The organism is Tateyamaria rhodophyticola, assembly GCF_047777875.1.
Taxonomy (GTDB): domain Bacteria; phylum Pseudomonadota; class Alphaproteobacteria; order Rhodobacterales; family Rhodobacteraceae; genus Tateyamaria.
This window is the reverse complement of the sequence record NZ_CP180519.1, coordinates 953,778-974,589: the sequence shown is the minus strand read 5'-3', so window position 1 is coordinate 974,589 and position 20,812 is coordinate 953,778. Positions and strand designations below refer to the sequence as shown.

General features: G+C 63.9%; 17 protein-coding genes. 8 read left to right on the top strand and 9 right to left on the bottom strand.

The genetic code is table 11. The features are described from left to right. Positions 1-21: 21 nt before the first annotated feature. The 4 genes from ACERHN_RS06305 to ACERHN_RS06290 all read left to right on the top strand — a co-directional run bounded on the left by ACERHN_RS06305 (position 22) and on the right by ACERHN_RS06290 (position 2,550). Positions 22-603, top strand: a complete 582-nt coding sequence (locus tag ACERHN_RS06305; protein WP_415921795.1) for a uracil-DNA glycosylase family protein — start codon at positions 22-24, stop codon at positions 601-603. Then, positions 600-1,382, top strand: coding sequence for an SseB family protein (locus ACERHN_RS06300; protein ID WP_415921794.1), 783 nt, complete (start codon positions 600-602; stop codon positions 1,380-1,382). The genes ACERHN_RS06305 and ACERHN_RS06300 overlap by 4 nt, the downstream gene beginning before the upstream one ends. 138 nt (positions 1,383-1,520) lie before the next feature. Beyond that, entirely contained in the window at positions 1,521-2,045 is a 525-nt protein-coding gene (locus ACERHN_RS06295) for a YHS domain-containing (seleno)protein (protein ID WP_415922695.1), read from the top strand. Between the two features lies 1 nt (position 2,046). Then, entirely contained in the window at positions 2,047-2,550 is a 504-nt protein-coding gene (locus ACERHN_RS06290; RefSeq protein WP_415921793.1) for a rhodanese-like domain-containing protein, read from the top strand. A gap of 83 nt (positions 2,551-2,633) precedes the next feature. Here the strand turns inward: ACERHN_RS06290 and mdoH are convergent, their stop codons facing one another. The 8 genes from mdoH to ACERHN_RS06250 all read right to left on the bottom strand — a co-directional run bounded on the left by mdoH (position 2,634) and on the right by ACERHN_RS06250 (position 13,842). Then, positions 2,634-4,472: a glucans biosynthesis glucosyltransferase MdoH gene (gene mdoH, locus ACERHN_RS06285; RefSeq protein WP_415921792.1), complete on the bottom strand. Its 1,839-nt coding sequence runs from the start codon at positions 4,470-4,472 to the stop codon at positions 2,634-2,636. Between the two features lie 8 nt (positions 4,473-4,480). Then, on the bottom strand, positions 4,481-6,025 hold the full coding sequence (locus ACERHN_RS06280) for a glucan biosynthesis protein (protein WP_415921791.1): 1,545 nt from the start codon (positions 6,023-6,025) through the stop codon (positions 4,481-4,483). Next, positions 6,007-7,266: an OpgC family protein gene (locus tag ACERHN_RS06275; protein ID WP_415921790.1), complete on the bottom strand. Its 1,260-nt coding sequence runs from the start codon at positions 7,264-7,266 to the stop codon at positions 6,007-6,009. Before ACERHN_RS06275 ends, ACERHN_RS06280 begins: the two co-directional genes overlap by 19 nt. 45 nt (positions 7,267-7,311) lie before the next feature. Then, positions 7,312-8,658, bottom strand: a complete 1,347-nt coding sequence (locus tag ACERHN_RS06270) for a tetratricopeptide repeat protein (RefSeq protein WP_415921789.1) — start codon at positions 8,656-8,658, stop codon at positions 7,312-7,314. A gap of 181 nt (positions 8,659-8,839) precedes the next feature. Continuing rightward, on the bottom strand, positions 8,840-10,048 hold the full coding sequence (locus tag ACERHN_RS06265) for a CaiB/BaiF CoA transferase family protein (protein WP_415921788.1): 1,209 nt from the start codon (positions 10,046-10,048) through the stop codon (positions 8,840-8,842). Beyond that, the gene (locus tag ACERHN_RS06260; RefSeq protein ID WP_415921787.1) at positions 10,032-11,675 is read right to left on the bottom strand and encodes a thiamine pyrophosphate-binding protein; all 1,644 of its coding nucleotides are present in this window, start codon (positions 11,673-11,675) and stop codon (positions 10,032-10,034) included. The genes ACERHN_RS06265 and ACERHN_RS06260 overlap by 17 nt, the downstream gene beginning before the upstream one ends. Positions 11,676-12,282: 607 nt before the next feature. Then, positions 12,283-12,852 carry a GcrA family cell cycle regulator gene (locus ACERHN_RS06255; protein ID WP_415921786.1) on the bottom strand — a complete coding sequence of 190 codons (570 nt, stop codon included), beginning with the start codon at positions 12,850-12,852 and terminating at the stop codon, positions 12,283-12,285. A 93-nt stretch (positions 12,853-12,945) separates the two neighbouring features. Then, a complete protein-coding gene (locus tag ACERHN_RS06250; protein ID WP_415921785.1) occupies positions 12,946-13,842 on the bottom strand; it encodes a DMT family transporter in 897 nt (298 codons plus the stop codon). Between the two features lie 258 nt (positions 13,843-14,100). Between ACERHN_RS06250 and ACERHN_RS06245 the strand changes: the two genes are divergently transcribed. From ACERHN_RS06245 to ACERHN_RS06235, 3 genes are all read left to right on the top strand, one after another. Next, entirely contained in the window at positions 14,101-15,273 is a 1,173-nt protein-coding gene (locus ACERHN_RS06245; protein ID WP_415921784.1) for an aspartate aminotransferase family protein, read from the top strand. A 76-nt stretch (positions 15,274-15,349) separates the two neighbouring features. Further along, complete coding sequence (gene argF / locus ACERHN_RS06240; protein WP_415921783.1) at positions 15,350-16,255, top strand: ornithine carbamoyltransferase; 906 nt, start codon at positions 15,350-15,352, stop codon at positions 16,253-16,255. Between the two features lies 1 nt (position 16,256). Beyond that, positions 16,257-17,246 (top strand): 2-dehydropantoate 2-reductase, encoded by a 990-nt coding sequence (locus tag ACERHN_RS06235; RefSeq protein WP_415921782.1) that lies wholly within the window; start codon positions 16,257-16,259, stop codon positions 17,244-17,246. 81 nt (positions 17,247-17,327) lie between these two features. Here ACERHN_RS06235 and hrpB read toward each other — a convergent pair whose 3' ends face one another. Then, positions 17,328-19,745, bottom strand: a complete 2,418-nt coding sequence (gene hrpB / locus ACERHN_RS06230) for an ATP-dependent helicase HrpB (RefSeq protein WP_415921781.1) — start codon at positions 19,743-19,745, stop codon at positions 17,328-17,330. Positions 19,746-19,830: 85 nt separating this feature from the next. Here hrpB and meaB point away from each other — a divergent pair, with 85 nt between their 5' ends. Further along, positions 19,831-20,802: a methylmalonyl Co-A mutase-associated GTPase MeaB gene (gene meaB / locus ACERHN_RS06225; protein WP_415922694.1), complete on the top strand. Its 972-nt coding sequence runs from the start codon at positions 19,831-19,833 to the stop codon at positions 20,800-20,802. The last annotated feature ends 10 nt before the right edge of the window (positions 20,803-20,812 follow it).

The window sequence follows — 20,812 nt, the reverse complement described above, 5'->3', positions numbered from 1 at the left end:
AAGCGCTCTAAGTGCGAGGTCATGAATTTGACCGACCGCCTGCGCGCCTGCACCCTCTGCGCTGACCGTTTCGCTGCAACAGAGACGGGCCACACCCCGCGGCCCGTGGTGTGGTTCCGACCCGGTGCACGCATCCTTGTTGCGGGGCAGGCGCCGGGGGCGCGGGTGCATGAAAGCGGCAGGCCGTTCACCGACCCGTCCGGCGACAGGTTGCGCGACTGGCTGGGGCTGGACGAGGCCACGTTTTACGACCGGGACAAGCTGGCGATTGTGCCGATGGCGTTTTGCTTTCCCGGATATGACGCCAAAGGATCCGACCGTCCGCCGCCGAAAATCTGTGCCAAGACGTGGCGTGCCGAGGTGATGGAACATGTGGGCAATGTCCCGCTGGTGCTGCTGATCGGTGGCTATGCGCAGACCTGGCATCTTGGCACCAAGATGAACGTGCGCGACACGGTGGCGGCGTGGCGCGATTTTGCGCCGCAGGCCTTCCCCTTGCCGCATCCGTCCTGGCGCAATACCGGGTGGCTGAGGAAAAATCCGTGGTTCGAGACCGAGGTGTTGCCTGTCTTGCGGGCACGGGTGCAGGAGGTGCTGGCATGAGTGAAACGGCGTTGGATCAGGCGCATGCAGCGATGGATGCCGCACCGCATGACGATGCCGCGCGGCTGCGGTTTTACGAACGGCTGGGGGATGCGGAATTGTTCCTATTGCTGGCAGCAGAGGCCGAGGGCGACGCGGTAACTCCGCAGGTGTTCGATCCGGGCAGCGGACCGATGGTTCTCGTGTTTGATCGGGAAGACCGGCTGACCACCTTTGTAGGAGGGGCGGCGCCTTATGCGGCCTTGTCCGGACGCGCGGTGGCCCCCCTGCTCGCAGAGCAGGGATTGGGTCTGGGGCTGAACCTTGACGTGGCACCATCGTCGTTCTTGCTGGATGCGGGCGGGGTGGCGTGGTTGGCGCAGACGCTGGCCCGGTCACCGGACCGCGTCGAGGCGCGGTTGCAGGCTGTGTCCGCGCCCGCTGGCCTGCCCGAGGTGTTGATCACGGCGCTCGATACGAAGCTGGCCACAGCGACCGGGCTGGCGCAGGTCGCCTACCTTGCGGCGACGGAAAGTGATACGGGGGGGCGGGGCCATATGCTCGCCTTTATCGGTGCCGTGCCCGGCGCGGAGGATGCGCTGGCGCAGGCTGTATCGGAGGCGTTGGTGTTTTCGGGCCTCGAGGCTGCGGCGCTGGACGTCGGGTTTCTGGACGGTCGTGATCCGGTGGTGGACCGTCTGGCGCGTGTGGGTTTGCGGTTCGATCTGCCACAGCCTGCACCCGCGGCCGCCCCGCAAGCGCCCGGTATGGACCCGGACCGACCGCCGCGCCTGCGCTGAGCCGCTCACGGTTTCCCGCGCCCGCTCACAACGCTGCGAGCGGGGCTGCATCGCGGGCGGCGTCTGTCCTATGTGGATGGCATCCGCGCACATGCCGTGTTGCGGTCCCATTTTTCGCCATAGGATGAGCTGACCATGATGAACCGCTTTTCGCTGACTGTTGCTGCCGCTGCTAGCGCGCTGACCTTTGCCACGACCGCCTTTGCAGGCGATCAATACGTGGATGAAACCGGGTTTGCTGCGTCGGGCTATGACGTTGTTGCCTACTTCTCGTTGCCGCAGAACCCTGTCGGACAGAAGCAGACCGCGCCCGTGGCTGGCAATGCCGATATCACGGCCGAGTACAATGGCGCGACCTTTGCCTTTGCAAGCGAAGACAACCGCGACCTGTTCGTGGCGGATCCGGCGAAATACGCACCACAATATGACGGGCATTGCGCCTATGGTGTTGCCAAAGGCGGCAAGGTGCCTGCGAACCCGTATCTGTGGCGGATCGTGGACGACAAGCTGTATCTGAACATCACAGATGTTGTCGTCGGCTTCTGGGAAGAAGATATTCCTGGCAACCTCGAGCTCTCCGAGTCAAACTGGGTCAGCCTCGAAAGCGATCCTGCTTCGGAAAGCACGATCCCTAAATTCACGTCTCAAGCCCCGAAGAGCTGATATGAACGACACCTCAAATTCTCCCTCTTCCAAGGGTGATGCCCCGGCGCGGATGACGCGCCGGGGTTTTGGCATTCTTGGTGTGGGCGCTGCGGTTGGTGGCACCGTGTTTGCCGCGCGGTGGTTCAACATCACTGCGGATGCGAGCGTCGAGGGGACGCTGAGCACGCCGGACGCCCATGCCGCGGCCGTGGCCGGCGATATCGTTCTGGTCGATATCCGCCGCCCGGATGAGTGGCAGCGCACGGGCGTGGGCGAGGGTGCTGTGCCTATCGACATGCGCCGGGACGATTTCATACCCGCGCTGTTGGAACATACGGGTGGGCGGTCGGATGTCCCGGTTGCACTGATCTGTGCACGTGGCGTGCGGTCGCGCAAGATGACGCGCCGGCTTCAGTCTGCGGGGTTCACGATGATTATCGATGTGCCCGAAGGCATGCTGGGATCCGGCGCGGGGCCGGGTTGGCTGGAACGCGGGCTGCCTGTGGTCGATTGGTCCGCCTGACGCGGCTGTTGCCACATTGAGCGCCTTTCAGGCGCACGACATTCTTCATTTGGCGCATCTGATGGGCCGTGGCGCTGCCGGATTTATTCGGCAGCGATTTTTGCTGCGGACAGTTCGGCGGCGATGTCCGCGCGTGCGGAGCGGGCGCGGGACACGATGGTCGGTTCGCGCAAGGTCAGCGGGCTGTCGAGGCGCAGGCCGCTCAGGTCGATCTGGCTCAGGCGGTATGCGCTGAGCGCGGACAGGGGAATGGCGAGCAGCAGGCTCGCCGCGATGGGCACCAGCCACCATGAGACCAGCCCGGCAATCAACAACGCAAACAGCGCCAGTCCAAGCACTGTCTCAACCCAGTGGAAGGTGATGAGCGTGCGCAGCGGGTACCCGCGGTTGTCGCGCGATTGCGGCACCCATTTTGCGCCACGTCCCAGGATGCTGCGCAGCACGGCCTTTGTCTGCTGGATCATCAGGATCGGTGCATAGGCGATGGAAAGCGCCAGTTCCGTGAGGGCAGCACTGGCAAAGACGCGCCGCCCGCCAAAGCGGCGCACCGCCTTGGGCTGGGCCGCGATGATCGTGGCGCAGGTGATCTTGGGCAGCAGCAACACCACGTACATGACGACGAGGAAGACCGCGCTGTCGATATGGGTCATTTGCGGCGGCCAGCTTGGGAAAAGCGGGTTGGTCTCGCTGAAATATGTGATCACGTTGGTCTGTGCATCGCGGCCGAGCAGCGCCCAGAACACCAGCAACACAAACCATGCGGGCGACATCAGATAGGCCGCGGCACCCTGGAACAGGTGAAAGCGGCTCACGATGTGCAGGCCGGGCGTCGTCAGCAGGCGCAAGTGCTGCAAGTTGCCCCGACACCACCGCGCATCGCGCAGGACGTAATCAATGAGTGTGGCCGGAACCTCTTCGAAACTGCCGGTGACACGGGGCAGGAAGCGGACGCGCCAGCCTGCGCGCCGCAGCAGGGATGCTTCGACGAAATCATGGCTGAGGATCAGATCGCCCTCGCCCAGAAGGCCGCGCAGACGTGGCAGGCCCGCCGAAGCCGCAAAGGCACGGGTGCGAATGATTGCATTGTGACCCCAGTAATTGCCTTCCGTGCGGGCCCAATGCGCAAGCCCTTCGGCCAGCAGCCATCCATATGCAACGTTCGAAAACTGTTGAATACGGGCGAACAGTGTCTCTGCCCCGATCAGCTGGGGGAACGTCTGGATCAGGCCGGTCTGCGGATCTGCGGCCAAAGCGCCTGCAAGGTGGTCGATCGCGCGCCCTGTCATGAGGCTGTCGGCATCCAGTACCAGCATCGCTTCGAACGCGCCACCCCAGTGGGTGATCCATTGTGTCAGGTTGCCGACCTTCTTGTCGATGTTTTCATCGCGGCGACGATAGTGAACGGCGATGCCGTCCGGCGCATTGCGGCGCAGCGCGGCAAAGGCCTGCCATTCCTGCGCGGCGATGGCGTTATCTCTGGTGTCGCTGAGGATAAACAGGGTGTAGCGATGCCCGCCCCGTTGCCGCGCAAGATCGGACAACATGGCGGCGGCGTTGCCGAACACGTCGCTGGGCACTTCGTTATAGATCGGGACCAAGAGCGCCACGTCGATGGGCGCGCCAGGGCTGGGTGTTTCGGGGTTGTCGAGCCGGCTGGCCACGCCGACGCCGATGGTCGACACGGCAAGCGTGACCCAGATGAACGTTGCGCCGATCAGGGTCAGCAGCATGTATTCCAGCCACGTGATTCCGTTCGCCGCAAACAGGACGTGCAACCCCCACAACATCGCAAGCGTGCCCAGGACCGCGGGCACAAACACCGCCAATCGCCACCCGGGCACCGCCGCCGGTGCAGGGTGCACCGCGTCCGTGCCGCGCCGCAGATCCTGCGGTGGCATGGCCAGCGGGCTGGGGGGTGGCATGTCGTGCATCATGTGCGCGTCCACCGATAAAGCCAGACTTCGGACAGCGGCGCGCCATCGAGGCGCAGCTGCGCGCGGAATTCGGCCCAGTCGTTGTCGCCGGGCATGAACGTGAACGCCAGACGCGGCCCACCTGTGGCGGGGTTGCGCTGTATGACACCTTCGGTCACCTCGCCCGCGCTTGACCTGACAAGACGGTCGATCCTGCTGAGGTCTTCGGGCACGTGATCCGCATCCTCGAAATCGATGGTGAAGATACGCCCGCCTTCGGGACGCCCCCCCGCAGCGGTGTTGAGCACGCGCAAGGGCATGGCCGCCTTGGGCGCGGGATCCGCACCCCAGTCGAGCCGGTAGGTCATCTTGTGCGATGTGCCCGCCACGATGTCCGCGGAAGGGCGCCAATACGCAACGATGTTGTCGTAGATCTCCAGATCGGCAGGGATCTCCACCAGTGCAACCGAACCTCGTCCCCATCCTTCGCCTGGGGTGACCCAGAGGCCGGGGCGGCGGTGGTACAGCGCCTCGAGATCGTTGAAATCCTCGAATTGCCGCGACCGTTGCATCAGGCCGAAGCCGCGCGGGTTGTTGTCCCCGAACGCGCTGATTTGCAGTGTCAGCGGGTTGGCGAGCGGTCGCCAGATCACCTCACCGGCGCCGTTATGGATCATCAGCCCGTCATTGTCGTGTACGGCGGGACGGAAATCGTCAAAGCGCTGGCGGTCGGTGTCATCAAAGAGAAACATCGACGTCAGCGGGGCAATGCCCACGTGTTTCATCGTTTCGCGCGCGAAAATCTCGGCCTCGACTTCCATGCGCAAGGGCTGGCCGGGCATGATCTTGAACCGGTACGCGCCTGTGCAGGACGGGCTGTCGAGCAGGGCGTGCAACACGATCGCGTCCGCCCCCTGTTCCGGTCGTTCGAGCCAGAAATGCGTGAAGTCGGGGAATTCCTCACCCGAAGGATCGCCTGTTTTGAGCGCGAGGCCCCGCGCGGACAGGCCGTAGATATCACCGGTGCCGATGCCACGGAAATAGCTCGCGCCCTGAAAGACGGCGTATTCTTCGTAGATGCCGGGCTGGCGCAATTCGGTGCGCAACCGCAAGCCGGAATAGCCCAACGTGTCGTCAATCGGCACGTCAGGGAACTTGTCCGTGGTGTCGAACACGCTCATGTCGAATGTCATGGGGCGGGCCGTATCGCCTTCGACCACATAGGTCCGGATGGCCTGTGGAAAGTAGAGACCCGGAGGGAACACATCCACGCGCTGCGGCGCGTCCGACCCTTCCCACAGCGCGTTGCGGCTGTCGAACCAGATCTTGCGATACTGGTCATAGGTCAGGTTGCGCCACGCCTCGGGGATGAGGGGGCGGGGGCTGTAGGCGCGAGTGGCCATCTCGCGCGCCATGTCAGGCACGTCAGACGGGGTAAAGGCAGTTGCGTCGCCCAGCTGAATGCCCGGCTCTTCCTGCGCCCACGACGCGCGTGGCGCTGCGGCAAGGGCCGCAACAGAGGCGAGGAATGCGCGACGTTTGATCATCTCGGAGCCTTCCATGGAACGGCCTTGAACCACCCGGCGAGATACGCGGTCAGGATCAGGCACCCACAGCCAAACGCATTCACGGCCAAAACGGTTCCAGTGTCGCGCCCCAAAATATCCATCGCAAACCCATTGAACCGGGCGACAAAGATCGACACCACAAAAACGGCAAGCGATTGCTGACCCACCTTCAGGACGATCGTCAGGATCCGGTCCCAGATGCGCGCGGCCAAATGCACGGCGCTGGTCCGCAGGCGGTTGCCCTTGTCGCCCGCCAACACCCACGCAAGATACGCCAGCGCCAGGAACTGCACATAGCGCAGCAGGCCGAAGTCGGATTTGGAGATCCACTGGCGGTTCTCCGCCCGCCACTCGCGGGCCCATTCGAAGCCGAACTCGCGCACGCCGATGTTGGACAACGGGATATTGGCCAATACGATAAACGCGGCAATCCCGATCAGCACCGCGTTTACAGGCGGTTTTGGCAGCCACCCCCGCATGAAGGCAAAGCCGGTGAAGAACACAAGTTGCCATCCGAACGGATTGAGGAACCAGCGGCGTTGCCAGTCGTCGCTGCCCACCCACGGCTCGGCCGTGAAGTTGAAATAGGGCAGGCCGAGGGCCTCCATGAACCCGCGCTGACCAAAGAACCAAAGCGTGGCGCAGAGCGCCGCGACAAGCCCCAGATGAATGCGCGACAGGAACATCACCACCGGCATCAAGGCGAGGATCACCATATACATCGGCAGGATATCAAACAGGTTCGGCACCCATTGCAGGGTCATGAACCGGAACATCATATCCGGCGTTTCCCAAAGCCCCTCTGAATGCTCCACAAACAGCATCCACAGGTTCAGCTGTCCCCAATAGTTGCGTGTCGTGATGTCGAGGTCGGTGAGATAGGCCAGCATGGCCGCGGTCGCAAAGAACAGCCCGACATGCGCCCAATAGACCTGCCAGATGCGATAGACTACGCGCGCGCAGCCAAGGGCAAAACCCGCGCGGTCAAACGTGGCGCCAAAGGCGATGGCGGACGCCATGCCGGAGCAGAACACGAAAATCTCGGTTGCGTCGGAAAATCCAAAGCGCGCAGGGATCCAGGACGTCAGAAAGTTGCCAGGCGTGTGAGCAAACAGGATGATGAACATCGCCAGGCCACGAAAGAAATCGAGGCGAATATCCCGTACCCGCGCCTTCGGAGCGGCGGCAGCTGCGGCGGGCGCCGCAGCAGACTGAGTTGGATCGGCAAAGGTCATGGCAACTGTCTACTGAACTTTACACATGTGCGACAGAGGCGGTTGTCACTGTGCGGGGATACGGCGTGCGTCTGAAATGCTGTTCAACCGCGTGGCCGCAAAGCGGTCGATGGCACCGGCGCGTTGCGCGATGCGCTCTTCGATCAACGCTTCTGTCGCGTCGACCAGACCGGCACGCAGGCCCGCGTCGATCGTCATGCGTTCGAACACGTCACGCTGTGCGTGGCTGCCGCCGATGGTTTGCATCGTGGGACGCGCCGCGGCAAGGTTCTGGAACGCCACGTCATAGCGACCTTCGGCAAAAGCATTCAGTCCGGCCAGCGCTGCCTTGCCCGGATCGGCGACGCGCGCGGGCATCTCGCCCTGCCGTGCGGCATCGACGGCAAAGCGGGCGGTCATCGCATCCTGCGCATCGGTCCGGCCTGCGGCCCCGAGTGCCAGTTGATAGTGCAGATCGGCAAAGACGACACAGCCATCATCGGTCCGGTTCTGCGCAAAATCCGCCAGTTCGGTCCAGCGGTCGCCAACGGCGGTGCCTTCCAGCTCCAGACGCATCAGCAAAGATGTGGCGTTTGCGATATCGCGGTAATCATCGGTTTTGTCGGCGCGGATCTGTTGGTCATACAGCGCGAGAACAATGTCGTTCTCCCCGCGGTCGAGATGCAGCAGCGCCTTGTGCCACCACACGTGGTAGCGGAAATTGTTGCAGTGATCCCAGGCGGATACGTTGTTCTCGATCAGGGAAATCCCGGCGTCGGGACGCGCTGTCATGTCATACACGTGCGCCACGGCGTGCAGACCCCAGGCATCATCACCCGCCAATTGCAGCCCGCGCAGGCCCGCAGCCTCCGCCCCGTCGTAATCGCCCGTTTCCTCGAGCGTAAAGGCGTGACATCCGTGCACATATCCTTCGAGCGCGTGGCCTTTGTGAGCGTCGAGTACGTTTTCGATAGAGCGGCGCATGCCATGCCCATCCCCGAGGATGAATCGGATCGCGTGGCTCACCTTTGCGGAGATCGTGTCGGTGGGGTGTTCGGCCAAGACCCGCTCCATCGCGGCAATCGCGCCAGAGGGGCGGCCATCAAGCCATTCGCCAAGGGCCCGCACCCAAAGGCGTTCCCGGGTCGAACCACCCGCCGTTGCCAATGCGGCGACAGCGGCCCGGCCCGCTTCATGCGCGGTGCCAACCATTTCCTTGCGTCCCATCATCAGACAGAACAACCCTTTGGCCGCAAACCCCATCGCAAAGTCCGGCGCGCCGGACAGAACTGCGCCAAGGTGGTTCGGCGTGGCTGTTCCATGCGCCATGAAGGCGCGGATCATGCCATTCCACTCGTCAACGAGTGCCGGATCGTCCAAGCTGACGGGCGATTGGCAAATATCATACATCATCGAACGCATACCTTTCACGCGGTCCATAGTCTCAGAGGATGTATCGCATCTCTTACACTTTTGCAGTGTTATGGGACATCTCACACGCAAGCGTGATGTTTTTTCAGGCTTTGCGTGAGCAAAATTTCAGCATGGATGCTGCAAAGCGGCAAAAACCGGCTCATCAGCCTGCGACACGGTGTCAGGTATCGTCGCGAGCCGGCCTTAATGTTTCAAGAACGGCGTCGGTATCCTGCCCGAAACGGGGCGGAGGGCGGGTGTAACGTACTGGTGTTCGGGAGAATTTCAGGGGATTCGCCAGCAATTTGACATGTCCGTCCGCCACATCATCGCGCGGCACCTCCACGACCGTGCCGCGGGCCTGTGCCTGATCCGACCCAAGCGCCTCGGCCACCGTGTGGATCGGGCCGCCCGGCACCTTGGCCGCGCGCAACCGCGCAAGCAGGTCATCCTTGGCAATCAAGCGCACCCGCTCGGCCAGCAGGGGGATCAACGCCTCGCGATTCTCGATCCGCTTGAGGTTCGTGGCAAAGGCGGGATCTGCGCCGAGGTCCGGCGCACCGATCACGTCGCAGAACCGGACGAACTGGCTGTCATTGCCAACCGCGACCAGAAGGTGCCCATCGCTGCATTCGAACGCGTCATAGGGCACGATGTTGGGATGCGCATTGCCCCGGCGTTCCGGGATCTTCCCGCTGGTCAGGAAATTGCACCCTTCGTTGATCAGCCAGGCCATCTGTGCGTCCACCAGGCTGAGGTCGATGTGCTGGCCTTCTCCGGTGGCGTCGCGGTGCCGGAGTGCCGCCAGAATACCGATGGTTGCGTACATCCCGCACATCACGTCCGCAATGCCGACACCGACCTTCATCGGGGTGCCGTCCGGCTCACCCGTCAGTGACATGATCCCGCCATAGCCCTGCGCCATCAGGTCATATCCGGGCTGTGCACGATTGGGGCCCGTCTGACCGAACCCGGAGATGGAGCAATAGACCAGAGCCGGATGCGCGGCGAGCAGCGTGGCATGGTCCAGCCCGTATTTCTCCAGCCCGCCGGGTTTGTAATTTTCGATCACGACATCCGCACGGGCCGCAAGCTGGCGTACGATGTCCTGGCCGTCATCCGTGCTGATATCCACGGCGATGGATTGCTTGTTCCGGTTCGCGGACATGAAATACGCCGACAGATCAGTGGGTTGCCCGTCGCGGCCCTTGGCATAGTTCGGACCCCATCCGCGCGTGTCATCGCCGCCCGTCTTCGGGTTTTCCACCTTGATCACCGTGGCACCCATGTCTCCCAGCAGCTGCGTCGCCGTCGGTCCGGCGAGAATACGGCTGAGGTCGAGGACGTACAGACCCTCAAGCGCTCCGCGCGGTTCAGATGCGTCCGTCATAGGCCCCTCGGTCGATCACTGCGGCGATGACCGTGAACGTATCCGCGGATTGCGCCGCTTCAAGGGCGGCGGTCAGTTCGTTGCGCGTGGTCACCGTATGGCCTGCACCGCCAAAGGCGCGCCCCATGGCGGCAAAGTCGTGATGCCCGAAATCGACGCCCGCGTTCTTCAACTGCCGTTGCCGCTGTTTCAACTCGATCAGGGCCAGTGACGCGTCTACAAAAACCACAAAGATCGTCCGCAGGCCCAGCTCCGCTGCCGTCGAAAGCTCTCCCGCGACCATCAGGAACCCGGCATCGCCGGAAAAGCTGACGACCGTTCGGTCCGGTTCCGCCACCTGTGCCCCCATCGCGAGAGGAATGGCGCAGCCCATGGTACACAGGGCCGAGGATTGCATGAGCCCGCGTGGCGCATAGCATTCCCACATCTGGCTGAGCAGAATGCGGTGCGCACCGCTGTCGGCGGTGGCCAGCGTGTCGCGCGGCAATACTGTGCGGCAGGTATCAATGACCGCCGCCGGACCCCACGTGTCATCGCGGGGAAAGGCCGCGCGCAATGCGGTGCGCGCTTGCGCCGCTTCGCCGTCGGTCCATGTCTCGCGCGGCGTCACGCCATCCGACATCGCGGCCAGGGTCGCCGCGCAATCGGCCACCACATTGATCGTCGCCTGATGCATATAGTGGTGGTTGGGTTCGGCGGTGATGTCGATCATCGTCTGGATGCCGGGATAGTAGAAGTCGCGCCACCCGGTGCGCATTTCAATCGGGTCATAGCCAAGGCCAATAATCAGGTCCGCCTTCTGCACGAGAGGCAACAGGATGCCGTCGGCCTTCGGCGACAGACCCGCGCCGCCAAGAGCGTGCGCATGATCTTCGGGCAATAGACCCTTGGCCTTGTATGTCGTGATCACCGGCACGCCAAACGCCTCGACAAAGCGCTGCAATGCCTCGGACATGTCCACCCGGCGTGTGTCAAATCCCTGGTTCAGGGCGTCGACACCGACGATCAGGATCGGCCGTTCGGCCCGTGCCAGATGCGCGCGCATCTGTGCCAGTGTTTCCGGGGCGGGCACCAGCGGGGCCGCATCCGCGCGCCGCGCGGGGATCGTCCGCGCAGCAGGGGCAACGGCCACCGTGATCGGCACGTCAATATGAACAGGACCGGGCCGCCCTTCGGTGGCGATGCCAACAGCCTTGTCCGCAATCACGCAGGCTGCGCCGGTGTTGAGCGTGAACGACGCCTTTGTGATCGGGCGGAACACCTGGGTCTGATCGAGCACCTGATGGGTGTAGGTCTGCGCCTCATCGGCATCAACGCAGCCGGCCAGCACGATCAACGGCACGCGGTCCTGATGCGCGTTGGCCACCGCATTCACCCCGTTGAGCGCGCCCGGGCCGACGGTCGCCACGAGAATGCCGGGCGCACCGGTCCGGTGCCATGCCCCTTCCGCCATGAAGGCCGCTGCATTCTCGTGCTTGCACAGAACAAATCGAATGCCGGCACGTTCCAGCGCGTCAACGATGGTCAACACCTCACCGCCAGGCATCCCAAAGGCCAGTCGGCAACCTGCATCAAACAGACGTTGGGCCAGCACGTCAGCAGTGCGATGTCGGGAAGAGGGTGTCATTCTGTATTCCGGTCGTCAAAGATTGGTTCGCGCCTTCCTGTCATGGCCGGGCGCGGCGCACAACTCACACCTGCGTTGGAGTATGTTTCACGGCAGATTTGGCATGTTCGCTAATGTGCGCCGCCGCCTTTGCTTGCCCCGGAGGCTGCCTATGCCGCAGTAAGCCCACAAGGACCAGGCAACAAACCCACACCCTTGCCCACCAGGCACTGCAACTGCTCGCGCAGTGCCCCCGACAAACGAATCCTCAAAACCTGCGTTGGCCGCAGCATGCACTGCGCCACCCGCACTGTGTACGCATATCATCCCTCGAAATGTTCCTACCGAAAGCACATGCACAAAAAGATAAAACGTCTGTCCTGCCGAAGCAGACGCGCGGGACAGCGTGGACATGTTTTCAGGGCAAAACGGCAATCACCCCGATCCGCCTGCCGTCCAATGCGCATGTGCCACCGGCGCAGATCAAATCAGACATAAAGGCCTGGAAAGCTTCAAACGCGCATCTGCGACAGTCGCCGCTTTCTGCCCTTCTCTTGGCCGAAAATACCACGGGGGTTTGGGGGCAGAGCCCCCATCCAACAAAAGATGTCCCGAAGGGTCTTTTGGATCAGCGGCGGCGATCGCGTCGTGAGGACATCGGCTGGAACGCCACGCCGACATGCGCCTCGCAATATGGCTTGCCTTGTTGCACCGGCAGGCCGCAGAACCAGAAGTCGTCCGTCGCCGGATCTCCCACCGGCCATTTGCAGGTTCGCTCCGTCAACTCCATCAAGCTGATCCGCTTGGCCTTCTTCTCGATCTCGCTGACCTTGGCCAAGGCTTCGGGGCTGATCTCATTGGCCGACGGCTGCGGCGGCAGTGGCTGGCCTGCGGGTATAATCTGCTTGCGCGCGGGCACCACGGCCTTTGTTTCAAGCGCAGGTTCGGGTGCAACCTTCGGCTCGGGTTTTGGCGCCTTCGGCTTTGCTTCCGCCTTGGGGGCGGCCTTGGGCTTGGCATCTGCCTTTGCCGTGCTTGCACCGCCGCCACCTGCGCGGTTCGACAGGCCCAAACGGTGCACCTTGCCGATCACCGCGTTGCGGGTCACACCGCCCAGCTCCTTGGCGATCTGGCTGGCCGACTGACCTTCGCCCCACATCTTTTTCAGCAGTTCTACGCGCTCATCGGTCCAGGACATGCAGGGGTCTACCTTAGCTAAAAAGCGGCCCCCGAAATGCGGGCCGCCTTATAATTCCGTGTCAGCCTACTATTCTAGCCACGCAGCCCAAAGTTACAAGGGCTGGCGCGCCTGACGCTGCCGCCCCTCGCGCCAGGCCAGAAGCGCCGCCCCGGCAATGATGATCCCGGCCCCGATCAATGTCACCGTATCGGGGAACACCGCGTAAAAGAGGACATCATAGAGCGCGGCAAAGATCAGCGTGGCATAGCTGAACGGCGCGACATAGCTGGCATCCGCCCGCGCCATGGCGTTCACGAAACAGGCCTGCGCCACAGCCATCGCACAGCCCACACCGGCCATGAGCGCCCACTGCGCCCCCGTGGGCGCTTGCCAGACCCACACCACGGCGCAGCCTGCAATGATCACACCCAACGCGTTGTTGACGATCAGGATCGAAAACGGCCCTTCGCGCCCGGTCAGCTTCTTGATGATGCTCAGCTCGAACCCGAGCACAAGCGCCGCGCCCAGTGCGAGAAGCGCTGCGGGCTGAAAGCTCTGCGGTGTTGGGCGCAACAGGATCATCGCACCGCTCAGGGCAATGGCGGCGGCAAGCCAGCGCCACTTGCCGACCTTTTCCCCTAAAAGCGGGATCGCAAGGATCATCCCGAACACCGGGTTCAGAAACGAAATCGCCGTGGCATCGGCAAGCGGTATGTAGGCCACGGACGCAAACATCAGCGTGACACCCACCGCACCGCTCATCGTCCGCAGGATGTGCAGACCCAGTTGCGGTCGCGTGATCCGCGGGCGCAGGATCAATGCCACAATTGCAAAACTGACAAATGCAAACAGGAACCGGCCAAAGGTGATCTGGAAGGGATGTAATGCCGGTCCCGGCGCGTTCGTGCCAAGTGCTTTCGCGATCAGTGTCGTGGCCGCGATGAACGCCGATGCGATCAGGATCAGTAATGCGGCCAGTGCCGGGTTCTGCGGTCGCGGGGTGTGCATGAAAGACCCCATGCGCCTTTGTCGGGATGCCTGCAAGTGACAAAGGGCTGGCATCGGGCGACATGATGCGCTAGGCCGCCCGCATGATCGCTACGTATCGCCTCCGACGACCCGTTTGACCCCGCCGCTCCGTTGCGGCGTCGATCATGCGTGCCTTGTGCACATCCCCCTCTCTATCCCTGTTGACCACGGCCCAGCCCTCAGGCACCAATTCGGTCTGAGTTTGTTACGGCCTCTTTATTCTAAGGATGATCCAAAATGATCACGTCCGTTCTCCCGACCTACAACCGCGCGCCCCTGAGCTTTGTCAAAGGCACAGGGTCCTGGCTGATCGAGGCGGATGGGCGACGTTTCCTTGATCTCGGGGCCGGTATTGCCGTCAATGCCCTGGGACATGCCCACCCCGCCCTGACGGCTGCGCTGACCGAACAGGCGGGGGCACTCTGGCATACGTCCAACCTCTACCGGATCCCCGCGCAAGAGGCGTTGGCCGACAAGCTTGTCGCAACCACCTTTGCCGACACCGTGTTTTTCACCAACTCCGGCACCGAGGCCTGCGAGCTGGCGGTGAAAATGGCGCGCAAATACTGGTACGACAAAGGCGAGGTGGACAAGGTCGACATCATCACCTTTTCGGGCAGTTTCCACGGCCGATCCTCCGCCGGGATCGCTGCGGCGGGATCGGAGAAGATGACCAAGGGCTTCGGCCCCCTGCTGCCCGGTTTCACACATCTGCCCTTCGGCGATCATGACGCGCTGGATGCTGCCATAACCGACACCACGGCCGCGATCCTGATCGAACCGGTTCAAGGCGAAGGCGGCATCGTGCCGGTGCCGGACCAATGCCTCAAGGGCCTGCGCGATCTCTGCAATGACAAGGGCATCCTGCTGATCCTTGACGAAGTGCAATGCGGCGTCGCCCGCACCGGTAAGCTCTTTGCCCACGAATGGGCCGGGATCACGCCAGATATCATGATGGTCGCCAAAGGCATCGGCGGCGGCTTTCCCCTCGGCGCGGTCCTCGCCACCGAAGACGCCGCATCCGGCATGACCGCAGGCACGCACGGCTCGACCTATGGCGGCAACCCTCTGGGCTGTGCTGTGGGCAGTACCGTCATGGATATCGTGAGCGACCCGGATTTTCTGGCAGAGGTGAACCGCAAGGCAGGCCTCCTGCGTCAAAAACTCGAAGGCCTGATTGCCGCGCACCCGGACGTGTTTGAGGCCGTGCGTGGCGCGGGCCTGATGCTTGGTATCAAATGCAAGACCGCGAATATCGACGTGGTCAATGCCGGCTACGCACAGGAAGTCCTGACCGTGCCGGCCGCGGATAACGTGATCCGACTTTTGCCACCCCTTACCATCACGGATGACGAAATCGCTCAAGCCGTGGACCGTCTGGACGCAGCGGCAGGTTCACTCACATCCTGATCCCTTTTCATCTCGCCAGATAAACTCCGGGGGTCCGGGGGCAGCGCCCTCGGGTCTCTCCACAAGGAGACTTGATATGACCCATTTCCTCGACATTCACACCACGGAGCAGGCTGACCTGCGGTCGATCATGGACAACGCCCATGCCATGAAACAGGCCCGCACCGGTTTGCCCAAGGGCACACCCGACGCAGACCAACCGCTGGCTGGGCACATGGTCGCTCTGATCTTTGAAAAACCCTCCACCCGCACCCGGGTCAGCTTTGACGTCGGTGTGCGCCAGATGGGCGGCCAGACGATGGTCCTGTCCGGGACCGACATGCAGCTTGGCCATGGTGAGACCATCGCCGACACCGCCCGCGTGCTCAGCCGCTATGTCGACCTGATCATGATCCGCACCTTCGAAGAAGCGACGTTGCTTGAGATGGCGGAGCACGCCACCGTGCCTGTGATCAACGGGCTGACGAACCGCACGCACCCGTGCCAGATCATGGCCGATGTCATGACCTTCGAAGAACACCGCGGCCCGATCAAGGGCAAGAAGGTCGTCTGGTCCGGCGATGGCAACAACGTGTTTGCCAGCTTTGCCCATGCCGCCAAACAATTCGAGTTCGATCTGGTCTTCACCGGCCCCGAACCCCTTGATCCCGAACGTGCGCTGGACGGGCTCTACACCACCGTGCGCGACCCGCACGAAGCGGTGCAGGGCGCGGACCTCGTGGTCACCGACACCTGGGTCAGCATGCACGATCCGCAATCGGCCCGTGAACGACGGCACAACCAGCTGCGCGGTTATCAGGTCAACGCGGACCTGATGTCTGCGGCCAAACCCGACAGCCTGTTCATGCATTGCCTGCCTGCGCACCGCGACGACGAAGCCACGTCCGAGGTCATGGACGGTCCCCATTCCGTCATCTTTGACGAGGCGGAAAACCGTTTGCATGCGCAAAAGGCGATCATGCGCTGGTGCCTGGGGCGCTAGGATGTCGCGTCCCCGCATCGCGGTGGCCGGTGCGGGCAGCATTGGCTGCTTTGTGGGCGGCCTGCTTCATGCGGGGGGGCATGACGTCCGGCTTTTGGCGCGCGCGCGCCTCTGCGAGGCGCTTGCCCGCCATGCCCTGCGCGTCACGGATTACGGTGCCGTGGACATCACGCAGAGGGACGTCGCCGCCACGGATGACCCGGCCACGGCGCTTGAGGGTGCGGACGTCGTCCTCGTCTGTGTCAAATCCGGCGACACGCAAACGATGGCGCAGCTGATCCGGGATCACGCGCCACAGGCGCAGGTCATCAGCCTGCAAAACGGCGTCGGCAATGCGGACATTTTGCGTCGCGCGTTGCCCTCTGCCGATGTCCGTGCCGCCATGGTGCCGTTCAATGTGGTGTCACGCGGGCGCGGACATTTTCACCGTGGCACGTCCGGGGACATCATGGTCGAAGCGGGCCCGCTGCCGGATCTGGACTGCCAGGGCCTCAGATGGGTGCAGACCGACCGGATTGAGGCCGTGCAATGGGGCAAGCTGGTGCTGAACCTCGGCAACGCCGTGAACGCGCTGTCGGATCTGCCGCTTCTGACCCAGCTGCAGGACCGCCGCTGGCGCCGCGTGATGGCCGCACAGATGGCCGAAGCGCTGCGCATCTTGCGCGTGGCCGGGATCACGCCTGCGAAATCCGCAGCTGCGCCGCCGTGGCTCATCCCCCACATTCTCCGCCTGCCTACCCCGCTCTTTCGGCGCATCGCGGCCCAGATGCTGACCATTGACGCCACGGCCCGCTCATCCATGTGGGAGGATCTGACCCATCGCCGTCCGACCGAGATTGACGCGCTGCAAGGGGTCATACTCGATCTCGCGCAGCGCCACGGTCGTCAGGCCCCGCTGACCGCACGTATGCGGGGGTTGATCAAGGACGCCGAGGCCGCCGGTGCCGGGCCGCCCGGGCTCGATCCATCGGATATCGACGCGCGGTTCTGATCCGCGCGGTCAAGTTCGTCCGCCGTTACACGGCGGCTTCTGGCCCGAACCGTTTCATTCCGCGCACTGCGGTAATTGCATCTATCTACGTGGTTTGGCGCGCAGGGTCGGGTCGGCCTGTGTCGGGTCTTCGGGCCATGGATGTTTCGGGTATTGCCCGCGCATGTCCTTGCGCACATCCGCATAGCTGTTGGCCCAGAACCCCGGCAGGTCGGCGGTCACCTGCACCGGGCGCTGCGCGGGCGACAGGAGCGTGATCTGCAACGGATGGGCGCCGACGCTTGGATGCTCTGTCACGCCGAACATTTCCTGCAACCGCACCGCAATACCGGGCCGTTCGGCGTCATAGTCGATGGGCACCTTGCGGCCAAGCGGTGTGACAAAGGCCGCCGGCACCGCACGCTCCAGCCTCTGCATGTTGTCCCAGCCCAGATACGCCTCAAGCGCGGGTCGGATGTCGTACCCTTTCCAGTCTGCGGCACTGCGCACGCCTGTGAGGTATGGCAACAGCCAGTCCTCCAAAGTCTCCATCAGCGCCGGTTCCGAGATGTCGGGAAACGTGTCATCCATCAAAGCGGCGCGCGCCATCAATCGGGCGGCACCCTTGGACGGGCGCAGTCCCAACTGGCGAACCCCCTCCAGCATTGCGTGTGCCAGCGCCGCATCAGGCGCGTCCTTCCATGCGCGATCCTCCAGCACCAACGCGCCAAAGCAGCGTTGCCTGCGCGCCGTCACGCGGGCGTCCCTGCGCGACCAGGTGCAGGTATCGCGCCATGTGATCTGATCACCAAACACCTCTTCCAGTTCCGCATCGCTCAAGACCGCCGCCTGCCGGATTCGCGCCTCGCGCGGGTTGCCATCAAGGTCGGTTGCCACGATCAATCGTTGCCCGGCCAACGCGTCGCCTTCGGGCATCACCGCACCCTTGCCGCCGGACAACACAAATCGCGGGGCGTCTCCCTTGCGGCGCAGTCCCACGCGATCGGGATAGGCCAGCGCCGCCAATGCAGCTGGACCAAGGTCCGAGGCGGGGCGACCCCGCGCCAACCGCTTGGCCTCGGCCTTGATGCGGGACACGGCGCCGCGGTGTACCGCCTCGCCAAAATCGCCGGGTCGATCCAGTGCGCGCAAGCGCAGGGACAGGTCGACGCCGCGCCCGCGCAGCGGATCGCGTTCGGCCAGCAGGGCGGCAAGTGTTGCAGCCCCCGCGCCCCCGCGTTCCAGCATATGCGCCAAGCGTGGATGCAATGGCGCACGCGCAAGCGCGCGGCCGTGCGGCGTGATCCGGTCATCGCCATCAAGCCCACCCAGCATGCGCAGAAGGCTGCGCGCCTCGGCAAGCCGCCCGGCATGGGGCGGCGTCACAAAGCGCATGTCGCGTTCCGATCCCCCCCACAGCGCCAATTCCAGTGCAAAGCCCGCCAGGTCGCCCGCCTCGATTTCCGGCGGCGGAAACGCCGCCAGCGCGCCGTCCTCCCCCTTGGTCCAGAGTTTGAAACACACGCCCGGTGCAACCCGTCCCGCGCGCCCCGCGCGCTGGACCGCCTCGGCGCGCGTGACCCGTTCCGTGATCAGCCGGGACATGCCCGAGGACGGGTCAAACACGGCGCGCCGCGACCGCCCGCCATCAACCACAATCCGGATGTCCGGGATCGTCAGAGAGGTTTCGGCAATGGACGTGGCCAGCACCACCTTGCGCGCGGCGGACGGGGTGACGGCTGCGCGTTGCGCCTTGAAGTCCATCGCGCCAAAGAGCGGCTGCACCGCGCAGCCTGCGGGCAGGCGCCCGGCCAGCTGCGCCTCGACCCGGCGAATTTCACCTTCGCCGGGCAGAAAGGCCAATATGCCGCCCTCCGCCTCTGTCGCCGCGCGTGCAATCAGGTCCACCATCGCGGCCTCGAAACGGGTCTGTTTCGCGACTGGTGCGTCGAGCCAGCGGGGCGTGACCTCAAAGGACTTGCCTTCGGACGTGATGATCTCTGCCTGCATGATGTCCGCGACCGGGGCGGCGTCCAATGTGGCGGACATGGCCAGCAAGAGCAGGTCGTCCCGCAGCGCTTCGCGCACCTCGAGGCACAGGGCAAGACCAAGGTCCGCATTGAGCGAGCGTTCGTGAAATTCATCGAAAATCACGGCACTGACGCCCGGCAATTCCGGGTCAGATTGCAGCATGCGGGTCAGGATGCCTTCGGTCACGACTTCGATGCATGTGTCCGCGGACACTTTGGCCTCGCCCCGGATCCGGTAGCCGACGGTTTGGCCCACTGCCTCACCCAGGCTTGCGGCCATGCGGTCGGCTGCGGCGCGCGCGGCCAGGCGGCGCGGCTCCAGCATCACGATCTTGCCGCGCGTAAGACCCGCGGCGTGCAGGGCCAGTGGCACGCGCGTTGTCTTGCCCGCCCCCGGTGGCGCTTGCAACACGGCCCGCCGATCACGCGCCAGCACAGCCATCAGTTCTGGCAGGATGTCATCAATGGGGAGGCGTGTCGGGGGCGTCATGACGGCGTTATGACCCAAGCCTGCGTCTGCGCCAACTCTGGACATTTGCCGCGCCGCTCCGCAGAACATGCGCATGGCTCGGGTTATGGACACAGACGAACTGGCACAGCGTATTGCGGCGGGCGAACGGCGCGCGCTGGCGCGTGGCATCACACTTGTCGAAAGCAGCCGTGACGACCACCGGGCGCAGACGACGGATTTGCTGAACGCGCTGCCGCAGGACAGGCAGGCCCTGCGCATCGGGTTGTCGGGCACGCCGGGCGTCGGCAAATCCACCTTTATCGAAGCGTTTGGCATGATGCTGACCGCGCGTGACCTGAAGGTGGCAGTGTTGGCCGTCGATCCAAGCTCCGCGCGCTCTGGTGGATCGATCCTCGGGGACAAGACGCGGATGGACCGGTTGAGCCGCGCGCCGGGCGCGTTCATCCGCCCCTCACCCAGCCAGACGCATCTGGGCGGTGTCGCGCGCCGCACCCGGGAGGCCGTGCGCCTGTGCGAGGGCGCGGGGTTCGACGTCGTGCTGATCGAAACGGTCGGCGTGGGGCAGTCGGAGACGCAAGTGGCGCAGATGGCGGACCTGTTCCTGCTGTTGCTGGCGCCGGCGGGCGGGGACGAATTGCAGGGGGTCAAGCGCGGCATCATGGAGATGGCCGACATGATCCTGATCAACAAGGCCGACGGTGATCTCAAACCCGCCGCGACCCGGACCTGTGCCGACTATGCCGGGGCGTTGCGGCTGTTGCGCAAGCGCGTGCAGGACCCGGACGGGTTCCCCAAGGCGATGATGGTTTCGGCGCTGGAGGAAGCGGGCATTGCCGCCGCGTGGGACGAGATGCAGGCGCTGCACACGTGGCGGCGCGTGCACGGTCATTTTGACGGAACCCGCGCGGCGCAAGCGCAATACTGGTTCGAAGCGGACGTCAAAACCGCGCTTCTGGCGCAACTGGACCGGCCCATGGCACGGGCGCATATGGAGACGCTGGCCAAGGCCGTGGCGCAAGGCACACGGGACCCCGGTGCCGCTGCCGCGGATATGCTGGCCTTTTTGCGCGGATAGTTGGCCTGCG